Below are 12,999 nucleotides of genomic sequence, written 5' to 3'. Positions count from 1 at the left end.
CATACATGCAAGAAGTTGTCTCTCCGGAGGCAACTTTTTTTATTTAACCAAATGGCTATAAGACAGAAAAGAAGAATTTAAAAAAGAAAACAGCGCACATTTATGCTACAGATGAATTCCATTTCACAAAGCATCACAACACCATTTCAATACCATCTTTCGCATTTGCCCAAAAGGCATCTAAAGCAATTAATCGTGGTTTAAAAAAAGAAATAATGGCAGGCCAATCTTCTTTTTTAAAAACATTTACCGCTGGCAGTACTATAAATATTCTTGACTGCTCAATACCGTATTGGTTGCTGTAGTTTGCTTCCCAGTTCCATGGTTCTCCTGTTTCAGCTTCCAGCATTTTTTTCATCATCAGTACTTGTTCAAATACTAGCTGACGGATGACTTCATCTGGAAAAGCGATTTCAATACCAATTGACGCTTCACTTTTGCTGGCATGCATTCGTATGAATACATCCTTGATGCCGGTTTTGTAGTTGAGCCAATTTACTTTCTCCTTCCATATACTGGGCACAGGTTTCATGTACTGGCCAAAACTTGTCCAGAAAGCGGTTGTAATAGCAGAAGCTTCTTGTTTGGTGTACATGGTTTAAAAAATAGACAGCTCGTTTTACGGATGCAAAAAGCCGGCACAATGGTGTCGGCTTTTTGCAGCAATGATGTGACATATTCACATTACCTGCAATAGAAAATAATTGCGTTTTCCTTTTTGTACCAACAGGTATTTGTTGTGCAGCAGTTTATCCATTCCTATAATCGCATCGGGGCCGTCAAGTTTTTGTTTGTTAATGCTTACACCACCACCCTGTAAGGTTTTGCGGGCCTCGCCCCTGCTGGGGAAAATGCCCGAATCGGCCAGCAAACTCACGGCATCAATACCGGCTTCTACTTTGGCTCTTGCTATTTCGTGGGCTGGTACACCTTCCATTACTTGCAGCAGTTGTGTTTCAGACAACGACAAGATGACTTCTGTTGTAGCGTTGCCAAACAAAATTTCAGAAGCCTGTACTGCAAAGTCATACTCCTGGCGGCCATGCACCAACACGGTAATTTCTTCTGCCAGCTTTTTTTGCAGCAGGCGCTGGTGCGGTGCTTCGGTATGTGCTGCAGTCAGGCTTTCAATCTCTTCCTTGGGTAAAAAGGTAAAAATTTTAATCCAGCGAACGGCGTCTTCATCGCTGGCGTTGAGCCAAAACTGATAAAACTGATACGGACTGGTACGGCCGGCATCCAGCCACACGTTGCCTTTTTCCGTTTTACCAAACTTGCCGCCGTCGGCCTTGGTAATGAGGGGGCAGGTAAAGGCAAAAGCTTCGCCTTCGCCATTGGTCATGCGGCGAATGAGCTCCGTACCGGTGGTGATATTGCCCCACTGATCGCTGCCGCCAAACTGTAGTTTGCAGCCTTCATTTTTGTACAAATGGTAAAAATCGTAGCCCTGCATCAGTTGGTAAGCAAACTCGGTGTAGCTGATGCCGGTTTCACCTTCGATGCGTTTACGAACACTGTCTTTAGCCATCATGTAGTTTACCGTCAGGTATTTGCCTACATCTCTCAAAAAACCAATAAAGCTGATGTCTTTAAACCAATCGTAGTTATTTACTAGCTTGGCAGCGTTTGCCTGTGTAGCATCGAAGTGTAAAAAACGGCTGAGTTGTGCTTTGATGCCCGCTATGTTTCGCTGCAATGTTGCTTCGTCCAGCAGGTTACGTTCATCACTTTTACCCGATGGATCGCCCACCATACCGGTAGCACCGCCAATGAGTGCCACGGGTGTATGGCCGGCCCTTTGCATGTGCATGAGCAATAAAATGGGTACCAGGCTTCCTATGTGCAGGCTTTCGGCTGTGGGGTCGAATCCTACATACCCCGTGGTGGGTTCTTTCAGCAGTTGTGCTTCGGTACCAGGGGTAATATCGGCCAGCATGCCTCTCCAGCGCAGTTCTTCTATCAAATTCATGAGCTAAATCTCTTTTTTAAATGGTAGGCAAAAATAGCCGATGCATGGCATTGGCACTAAGAAATTGATTATTAAGGAAAAACAATGTTCAACGGTTAATTCGATCCACACATATTACAGTTACTCGTAAAGCCACCGTATCTTTATAATCTGTTCTCAATTCTCATGAGGAAATTTTACTGCATACTAACCCTCTGGTGCTTAGTCACCACGGTGAATGGTCAGTCTTTTCGGAACGAATGGATAGACTATAATAAAACTTATTTCAAATTTCCGGTGGCTGAAACCCGGTTGTACCGCATACCACAGGCTGCTTTGGCTGCTTCAGGTTTGGGAAGTGTACCAGCACAGGATTTTCAGCTGTGGCGAAATGGAGAGGAAGTGCCATTGTACACCACACAGGCTTCGGGCCCGCTTGCCGCCGATGGCTACATCGAGTTTTATGGCAAAATGAACGACGGCTACCCCGACACTGAGCTTTTTGCCAGCCCTGCTGATCAGGTTGATCTTGACCGGAGTTACTTTTCTGATACAGCTTGGCTTTACCTTACTGTAAATGCGGGTAAACCGAACTTGCGCCTATTAGCTGCCCCCAACAATGTTGTTGGTACAAATCTGCCTGTTGAAGCTTTTTTTATACATCAGCAAAAGTTTCATTCAGATTATCAATGGAACCATGGCGCTGCTTCCGTTGTTGCAGGTCAAGCAGTCAGAGGATCGTTATTAAACGGAGGTGAAGGCTGGGCTTCTCCATCGTTTAACAATTACTATGTACAAAATTTTACTGTTGCAATACCTCAACTTCAAACTTCATTACCCGGAAATACAATTGAATTTTCCTACTCAATGTCGGGTAATTACCACAAAGACAGAAAGGCCTATGTACTATTGAATGATTCGCTGGTAGCCCGACCATTTCTTAGTGGTTACCAAATGATTTGGGACACTGTTAAAGGTATTTCTTCATCGGTTATCAGAAACAATGCGCTGGCATTTACAATGGCAAGCGATAATGGAGATTTTTGGGATAACTGCATCCTTAACATGGCAGTTGTAAAATATCCAAGAAAGTTCACTTTCGAGAATGATTTCATCTTTCAATTTGAATTACCGGCTAATATTGCTGGCAATCACCTCAGAATGAAGGGTTTCCGGTCGAATGGTAACAACGTAGTATTATATGATTTAAAAAATCTAAAAAGATACCAGTCTATTCAACAATCCGATAGTAGCTTGTTTCTACTGCAGCCTTCCGCAACTACACGACAGTTGGTAATAGCCGCACAGGGAAACGATATCCGGCTGGTAAATAATCTCGCAAGAAAGACTTTTACTAATCTTACGCTTAGCCAGCATCAGGGATCATTCGTGATTATTTCCAGTGATTTATTTTTATCAACGCCCGGCAATGCAGTTGAAAAATATGCTCAATACAGAAGTTCGCCAGAAGGAGGCAACTTTAAAGTAAAAATTTGGAACATAGAAGAATTAGCAGAACAATTTGCGTTTGGACAACCCCGTAGCCCTCTGGCTATCAGAAATTTTGTTAGGTATTCATATTACAAACAGCAGGAAGCTGCCAAATTTATTTTCCTGATCGGAAGATCTACATCCTATGCCGGATTACGCGTTACTGGCAATTTACCTCAAAACAGAATCATTGGCTCACTTCCAACTTTTGGCTCCCCCTCATCAGATAACCTTTTGGCCGCCGACTATTCAAACAACCCGATTCCGCTTGTACCAATTGGTCGCTTGAGTGCCATTAACAATGACGAGGTTGGAAATTATTTGGAAAAAGTAAAACAATACGAAAGCCTTATTGCCTCTAAAACTGCTACAGCTGCAGACAAGGACTGGAAAAAGGAAGCTATTCATCTGATAGGTGGCGATGAAGTTTTTCTGGCCAACATTATCAATAATTTCTTTAACCGTTACAGGCTCAGTATAGTAGATACAGCAATAGGAGGTTCAGTTAAAACATATAAGAGAATAAATAATCCTGCATTTGCCACTGATATGGCTGAAATAAAAAGCAGCTTAGATAAAGGCGTTGGGTTAATTACCTATTTCGGCCACTCATCAGCCAGTGGTATAGATTTCAACTTAAGTAATCCTCAGGAGTATAGCAACACAGCTGGTAAATACCCAATTTTTATTGCCAATGGATGCAGAGCAGGAAATATTTTCGATTTCAATTTTGATCGCCAATTCTCAACCAAATTGAGTATTTCCGAGAACTTCATTTTCGCTAAAAATAAAGGTGCTATCTCGTTCATTTCCAATTCAGATCTTGGGGTAATTAACTACATGCACCTTTTTACCAATGAGTTTTACAAGCATTTTGGCAGGCTCAGTTATGGTAAATCTATTGGTGAAATTCAACAGGAAGCCATTAAAAGCACCTGGGCAGTAACAGGGCCAAATGATCCGCTCAACAGATACAATCTGGAGCAGGTTATCCTCCACAGCGACCCTGCTGTTGTTCCCTACCCCTTTCCTACACCTGACTATACTACCAGCGAAGACATGGTAAGCTTTTTACCTGTTTCGCCCGATGTAAGCAACGACTCAATTTGGGTAAAAGTGAAGTTTGCCAACATTGCCCGTGCTGTAAAAGAAACAGTTGATGTTGCCATTTACCACGAAGCCAATGACGGCAAACGGACACTGCTCCTGCGCACCAGTTTCTCGAACCTTTTAAAAATGGACAGCATACAAGTGAAGCTGGGGTTAAAAGGTATGTTTTCGGCTGGTACCAACTATGTGGTAGCCACCATTGACCCCGACGGAAGTATTGCTGAATTTTCGGAGCAAAATAATACTGCCCGAAAGGCATTTGACTTGAACAGCAACGTGCTCATTCCTACTTACCCATACCATCTTTCTATTGTACAGGAGCCTGTGGTGAAACTCAGTGGCTCTACCGCAAACCCGGCCGCCAAACTGGCTACTTATCGCATACAGGTAGATACTTCAGCATACTTCAACTCTCCTTCTTTGGTAAGTAAAGACACCAGCTGTGTTGGTGGTTCTATCAGCTTTACACCTGCCGTTAGTTGGAAGGCAAATACAGTGTATTACTGGCGCTTGTCACCCGTAAGTATGGGCGTAGCTACCGATTGGAAGCAAGCTTCATTTCTGTATCAGCCTGCATTGGGCACCGGCTCCAATCAATCGCATTTTTTCCAGCACCAACAGTCGGCATTTACCAAACTTAAAATAGAAGAACCCACCCGTCAGTTGCAGTTTGTAGATGTGCCGCAAAACCTTTACGCAGAGCATGGCGTGTATCCAACAAGTGCTACAGAAGAAACGCATTTCAGCATTGTGGTAAATGGCCTTCGCAGTATTCGAAGTGCCTGTATTGGCAGCTCCATTATATTTAACGTGTTTGACGGACAGACATTTAAACCCTGGGATAACAGCACCGGAGGAAAATATGGCAGCGGCTATTACTGCGGTCCTGGCAGGGAATACAACTTCGAATTTTACTATTACAGCCATACCAACCGCAAGCTCATTATGGACTTTTTGAACCAGATTCCGAAAGGCCATTATGTAGCAGCCCGTTTGGTACTCGACCCGCCACACGACAGCAGCTTTGCACAATACTGGCAGCGAGATACCGTAATATATGGTAAAGGAAATTCCCTTTATCATGCGTTGGTAAATCAAGGGTTTCAAAATCTTGATTCGCTGAATAAACCCCGCACTTTCGCCTTCTTTTTTAAGAAAGATGACACCGTTAGTTTCAAACCCATCACTGTATTTAGCGAGGGTTTGTACGACCGTATTCAAACATCACAAAACCTCTTCACCAGCGATACCAGCGGTTACATTACTTCGCCCGATTTTGGACCGGCAAGTGCATGGCGTACCCTCACCTGGGCCAGCCAAAAAGACCTTGACCCGAACAGCAAAGGCACATCATACCTGCAACTGTATGCCAAAAACAATGCGGGCAATTACACCCTCATTCGTACCATGCCTGCTACCGAAACCAATGTAGATATCAGCGGGTTGAGCCCCGCCATTTACCCATACGTGCAATTGCGTATGTACAGCAGCGATACAGCCAAAGCAAAATCGGTACAGCTGAACCACTGGCGGGTAGCCTATGAGCCCGTGCCCGATGGAGCTCTCAGTGCCGCCGACTACTGGCGTTGGACTGCTGATACATTGATAGCCCTGAAAGATTCTTTGAAAATGGGCATTGCATTCAAAAACATTAGTAAGCAGCAACTGGGTGCTACCAGCTACAAGCTTACCATGGGCAATGCCAATGGACAGGAAATAACCCTCAAATCAGGCACTTTGAAAAGCATGGCTGCCGGCGATACAGCCCGTATTTATTTTGCTGGCAAAGCCGATACACTGTTTGGCCGGTACTACCTGCGCCTTGTGGTAAATGAACAACGCAACCCCGTAGAACAGGCATATTTCAACAATCTGGCCTACCTGCCATTTGTAGTAGATACATTGAAAGATGCCGTACAACTTGTCAACTTCAAAGCTGCCCCTTCACTAAATCAGGTAGCAGCCAGCTGGCAAGTGGCGTATGAATTAAAAGTGAAGCAATACGATGTACTGTTTGGAACCGATAGCAGCAACATGCAAGTGGTACTAACACAACTGCCGGTAAATAATGCGCAGCCATCGCAGCTATACCTGCTGGCACACGGCAACCCGGTGATTGGAAATAACTATTATCGTCTCCGCATCACAGATATCTACGGAAATGTAATTACAACGCCTGCCATTGAAATAAAGGTTCGGTTGATGGATTACAGCATGACCCCATCGGGCAATGCACTTTTACACAACTGGTCGTTTGAGCACGAAATGAAACTCAACAGCTACCGCATTGAGCATTCATTAAATGCTACAGGCACCTGGGCTACCGTGGGCACCCGCTCAGCCTCCAATACAGGAGCTCCATTATCAAGTTATACATACACCCACCTGCGGCCGTCATTGGGCACCAATAAATACCGACTTGCTTATAGCGATGTGTATGGCAATAACTACCTGAGTACAGAAAAAACGATTGACATCCAGTTGGTGAATTTTTCTGCCAACGCCACCAATAAAACTGTTGATCTGGCCTGGAACTTCAGCAATGAAATCAACATAGCAGATTATGTGATTGAATCTGGACAGGATTCTACCAAGCTTTCTGCTATTGCCACGCAACTGCCTACGGGCAATGGCGCCGGCTTGTTTGCTTATACATATCAGCACACTACGGCTCCGTTGGGATACAATTTTTACCGCCTTCGGGTAAAAGATGGCAACGGTAATATTGTATACTCTCCTACTTACAAGGTATTTGTAGGCGATGCAGCTACAGTTATTGTGTACCCTAATCCGTTTACCAATGAAATACGTATTGTAACAGGCGACCTTACCAACAGCTGGCAGGTAGAACTGATAGATGCGCTGGGGCGTGTGCTGGTAAGCAAAACGGCTATAGGCTCACTCAACATACCAGCGGGCACATTGCCACCAGGTATGTACTTCATTCGTTATAAAAAAGGCGATCAACAATTCACCCAGAAAATGCAGAAACAATAACCCACATTTGCAGTTATTATTACCTTAAATTCTATGCGGAGCAGTGATATGAGAAAGACAGGTCACCGGACCTGCGCAAGGCATCAATACATAGGCAAAAATATCTTCCACAATATCACCAGCCTGTTTGGGCTGGTGCTGTTGTTATGGATAATGAGCAATACCGCCAGTGCTCAATCTTTCAGAAACGAATGGATTAACTACAACAAAACCTACTACCGTTTTGCAGTAACGCCTACCAATACTGTTACTGGTGTTGCCAACAACCATACTCAGAAAGCCGACTACAATTTACTCCACCGCATTCCGTATGCAACACTCTTAGCCAGTGGATTGGCTAGCAGTCCGGTGGAGCATTTTCAACTCATTCGCAACGGCGTTGAAGTTCCCATGTATACTTATCCGGCTTCTGGCATTATGAGTAACGATGGCTACCTTGAATTTTGGGGAAAAGCCAACGATGGACAAACCGACAAAGATTTGTTTCGGAATACGGCTAACCAGCTCAACGACAGATGGAGCATGTTTAGCGATACAGCCTATTATTACCTTACAGTAAATTCAGAGACCGTTAATCAACGTATCATTTCTGTAGCACACAATCCGCTGGCATCTTCACTCACTCCCGACTCATTTTTCATGCACAGCATTTTGGTGAATCCGCGGTCGTCCCGCAACCTAGGGTTTGCCATTAATATTCAGGGGAAAGATGTACGTTCTTCCTCATTTGAAGCCGGTGAAGGATGGGCTGATGTACGCTTTGGTTCGGCACCTTTCAACCTTGGCTTGGGTAAACTTTTTGCCTTTAAAAATACCACTGAAAAAATATCGGCCAGTTACTGGGCTCAGGGCTTGAGTAATGTAAACAAGACCTACGAAATGCGCCTGAATGATTCTATTTTAGGCACCAGAGGATTCAGGAGATACAACCCCGATTCAGCCTTTTACAGCAATATTCCGCTCAGCCGTATCAATGCCAACGATTCTACTAACATCACTATACGGTTAAATGCATTGGATGGCGGTTACCGTCATGCCATTAGTAAAGTTCGTTTTACGTATCCCCGAAAATTTGAGTTCGATAAAACGACTGCTGCATTTGTGTTTTCATTACCGGCAAGTGCTGGCAACAAACTGTTGAAATGGGTAAATTTTGATACCAGCAACACAGAAAAAATATTGATTGATGAAACCAATAAGCAGCGGTATGTAGGTGTAAGAGTGGCCGATACTTTATGGTTTGAAATATTGCCTTCTGCCATCGAACGTCAACTTATTTTAACGAGTGTAGATGTAACACCTGCAAAAAACGTTGTACGAGAAATTGCAACCCTCACCCCACGCAATTTTATCTCTTATGCTAATGTAGCCAACCAGGGCGACTACCTTATTATTAGCAATAGTCGTTTGCATAACTACAACGGAAGTGACCCGGTAGAGGCATACAGAGCTTACCGGTCAACTCTGGCAGGTGGTGGTTACAATGCCAAAGTGTATGCCATAGAGGACCTTACCGAACAGTTTGGGTTTAATATTTACAAGCACCCACTGGCAATACGTAATTTTTTACGCTACAGCCGTTACGAATTTGGCATTCAGCCAAAAGCGATATTGCTCATGGGCCGCGGTTCCACTTACGATTACAGCTACACAGATACCAACATTGCAAGGCTCAATCTCGTTCCTACCTGGGGCCAGCCTGCCTCAGACAATCTGTTGGCTGCACCCGATAACGAAACCATTACGCCGGCTACACCCATTGGCCGCATTGCAGCTATTACGGGAGAAGAAGTACAAGATTATTTGAATAAAGTAGTTGCTTTTGAAACAGCACAGGCCGACGACAATCAATCGCAACTTTGGCAAAAAGAAACGCTGCATCTCATTGGTGGTAACGATCCTTTTATTGTAGACCCTATAAAAGGCTACATGCAGAAATACGAGAATCGTATTAAGGACACACTCATTGGTTCGAGGGTTCAAAATTTCATTCGTCTGAACGACCCAAACACTTCTGCCAACAATGTAGCTATACAGCAAAGTGTACAAGCTGGTACAGGTATCATTTCTTATTTTGGTCACTCATCGGCTACCAGTTTCGATTTTAACCTCAACGACCCCACCACGTTGAATTACACCCCGGGCCGCCTGCCGGTATTTTTGGCAAATGGTTGTAAAGCATCAGAATTTTTTGACCTCAATCCACGCCGATACAATCAGTCGCAACTCACCCTTAGCGAACGATTTGTAATCACAAAAGAAAAAGGCTCCATTGCATTTATCTCCAGCACCCACTATGGCATTTTGCAGTACCTCGATGTATTTACTGAAAAATGGTATGATGCCTTAGCTACTACTCACTATGGCAAATCAATAGGTGAAATACACAAGCAGGCTATTCAGAAAATGCTGGAAACAACCACGCTTTCTGACCCTGCTGCAAGATTAACTGCCGAAGAATATCACCTGCATGGCGACCCCGTATTGCGCATTCACACACAGTTGAAACCCGATTATAAAATTGATTCTAACAGCATCATTATTTCTCCTGCAGTTACAACTGCCAATACCGATTCTGTTTCGCTTCAATTTACAGTAGACAATCAGGGTATGGCTACTACTGATACTGCTAAGGTGAGTGTGTATCGCCGCTTTGCCGACAATCGTGAAATGAAAGTGGCCGACACATTACTCATTAACCTCAGCAATAGTAAGCAGCTGCAATTTCGCCTGCCGGTTGGCGGCAAAGGCGAAGCCGGCAACAATGCGTTTGTTATCAGAATTGATGAACCCAATGTTATCGACGAAGCATTGGAAACAAACAACAATGCCAGCAAACATTTTATAGTTGCCAATGAAGGCATGCAACCAATTTGGCCACTCAATTACGGTATTGTAAATACATGGCCTACTGCATTGTTTGCTTCTCCTTTCGATATCACTGCCGACTCTGCAACCTATCGCTTACAAATAGACACAACCACAGCATTCAACTCGCCAATCTTGTATCAATTGGATACGACCAGCCGTAATGGTGCTGTTCAGTTTTTGCCAGCAAATACACTACAAGCAGGCAAGGTGTATTACTGGCGTACTACTGTTGTAACCAATGGCAATCCTGGTATTTGGTCACAGGCATCATTCACTTACTTGCCAGGCAGTGGCGTTGGTTTCAACCAGGGGCATTATTACCAGCAGCTTCGCTCGTCTTACAACAATATGCTGCTCAATGCAAATCGTCAATACAAGTACGTTAATAAATTTAACAACCTGTACATTACGCATGGTATTTATCCGTACAGCGCTACAGAAGATTTGCATTTGAGCATTACGCCAAATGGCAATTCTAATATTTACAGTGCCTGTATTGGTCAAAGTATAATTGTGAATATTTTTGATTCACTGAGCTTCATACCCTACACCAACCCGGCACAGGTAAATTCAACTGTTGGTGGTTGTGCTCCCAATTATCCGGGCAGAACGTACAACTATGAATTCAAATATTTTCCTGCAGCCAACCGCAAACGCATCATGGATTTTATCGACAGTATTCCAACCGGACAGTTCGTTGCGGTTCGTTTGGTAGTCGATCCTCCCTACGATTCAATCAAAGTTGATTTTTGGAAAAGAGATACCACTCTTTATGGATCTGGCAATTCATTGTACCACACACTGCTGCGTCAAGGCTTTACAGAGTTAGACAGCCTCAATCGTACACGCACCTTTAGCTTTGTATTTAAGAAAAACGACTCCGTTGCATTCAAACCAACCTATCTGTTTTCTGAAGGGCTGAACGACCTGCCGGTACTCAGTGTTGACCTGCCTATGACCGATACTTTGGGCAGTATTACTTCGCCATGGTTTGGCCCCGCCAGCAGTTGGGATAGTTTGTTTTGGGCGGGGTTGAATATACCAGAACCAAACGGGCAGCAATCCGACACCGTTACCACTTCTGTCATCGGCAGAAAAAAAGATGGCACTACGCAACTCTTATTTACACTCAACAACACCCAACAGACACATGCCTTAATAGCTGCCAAAAGTATTGACGCGGCTGTGTACCCTTACATACAGTTGCGCCAAACTACTGCAGATAGTGACAATGCCACCCCCTATCCGTTGGATTACTGGCGGGTAATTTTCAATCCTGCTCCGGAAGGTGTAATGCAAACCGGCGAATATTTCAACTTTACCAAGGATGCGCAAACCGAATTGTTTAAAGACACATTGCTCACCAATATAGATACGTTACGTTTTGGCGTTGCCTTCCGCAACATAAGCACCGGCAGTTACACCGATAGCCTTGTAGCCCGTATTCATTTGGAAGACAGCCTTGGCAACAAAATGCAGCTGCTGCAGCAAAAGCTGAAACCACTGGCCGCTGGCGACAGTTTACACCTGTTTTTTGAAAGCCCTTTAGAAAATATTACCGGCCCATGGAAATTGTACGCCAGCATCAATGCTGATGGTGCACAATCTGAAATAAGCCTCGACAACAACTTTGTGTACCTGCCCTTTTATGCAAAATATGTATCGGTAGTACCGGGCAACTCAAGGGTGTTTGAAGGCACAGGCAACTGGAGCGATTCTGCCAGATGGACGCCTTATGGTTTGCCACAATGCAATGAAAAAGTGTACATCCGGGGCAACTGCGTAGTAGATATTGCCAATGCGGTTTCTGATTCTTTATTTATTGAAAAAACAGGCAGGCTCGAATTTGCCACTGGCAGCGCCATGCTCAATGTAGGCTGCAGTGCTGATGGTGGTGGTAAGTTGGCCACAATAAAAGGTACTCTGGTTGCAAGCGATGGTTTATTCCACATCAATGGTGGCTTATTGTTTGCCGACAGCAGCAGGTTTTACCAAAGTGGTGGTCGTATTGTGCTTGACCCTAACAATGGCGACGCTGCCACTTCTATGCGTTTTGGCAACCAGTTTGATGCACTCAACCGTGAACCTTTGGCGGTGCTTTCATTTGGCGGCCTGAGTGCTGATACCTCTGCTTACAAACCCTACGTGCAGGGCATCATTGAAGCTACAGGTGGCAGTATCGAAATCATTGATCCTCCCTTGTACGATTCCATGTTTACATTCTTCTTTTCGAATGTGGATGTAAACAACATCACATTCGATAGTGCCCACCAACTTGTGCTGGGTAGTACCAATGTCGCCATTACCGACAGCAGCCGCATAAACCAGTTCTTGATGCAGCTGGATGAAATGGGTGGCGATGGCTATGTGGCTTTTGGCAAACTCATCATTAAAGCCAATGCAATGCCCGGCAGAAAAGTGGTGCTGCGTGGCCCTACCGGAATTTTCCTCCGCATCAGGGGCGGACTAAGGCTGGAAGATGGCGCAATACTGGAACTGAAAGACGGACTGGAACTGAAACTGGAATACGAATAATCAACAAGTGCCCAAGGGCTGTGTATTGATATCGGGCAACGGGTAAA

General features: G+C 44.4%; 4 protein-coding genes. 2 read left to right on the top strand and 2 right to left on the bottom strand.

From position 1 onward, the window contains the following. Nucleotides 1–133 precede the first annotated feature (133 nt). Nucleotides 134–595 (bottom strand): DUF4268 domain-containing protein, encoded by a 462-nt coding sequence (locus V7Q13_RS02345; protein WP_333799076.1) that lies wholly within the window; start codon nt 593–595, stop codon nt 134–136. Nucleotides 596–679: 84 nt separating this feature from the next. Next, a complete protein-coding gene (gene tyrS / locus V7Q13_RS02340) occupies nt 680–1,969 on the bottom strand; it encodes a tyrosine--tRNA ligase (RefSeq protein ID WP_333799075.1) in 1,290 nt (429 codons plus the stop codon). 165 nt (nt 1,970–2,134) lie between these two features. Between tyrS and V7Q13_RS02335 the strand changes: the two genes are divergently transcribed. Both V7Q13_RS02335 and V7Q13_RS02330 read left to right on the top strand, forming a co-directional pair. After that, a complete protein-coding gene (locus tag V7Q13_RS02335) occupies nt 2,135–7,546 on the top strand; it encodes a C25 family cysteine peptidase (RefSeq protein WP_333799074.1) in 5,412 nt (1,803 codons plus the stop codon). Nucleotides 7,547–7,594: 48 nt separating this feature from the next. Then, nucleotides 7,595–12,952 (top strand): C25 family cysteine peptidase, encoded by a 5,358-nt coding sequence (locus V7Q13_RS02330; RefSeq protein WP_333799073.1) that lies wholly within the window; start codon nt 7,595–7,597, stop codon nt 12,950–12,952. Nucleotides 12,953–12,999 lie beyond the last annotated feature (47 nt).

It is taken from the genome of Phnomibacter sp. (assembly GCF_036803085.1).
Lineage (GTDB): Bacteria > Bacteroidota > Bacteroidia > Chitinophagales > Chitinophagaceae > Phnomibacter.
Note: the sequence above shows the minus strand (reverse complement) of the source record. Positions and strands in the feature narration are given on the sequence as shown.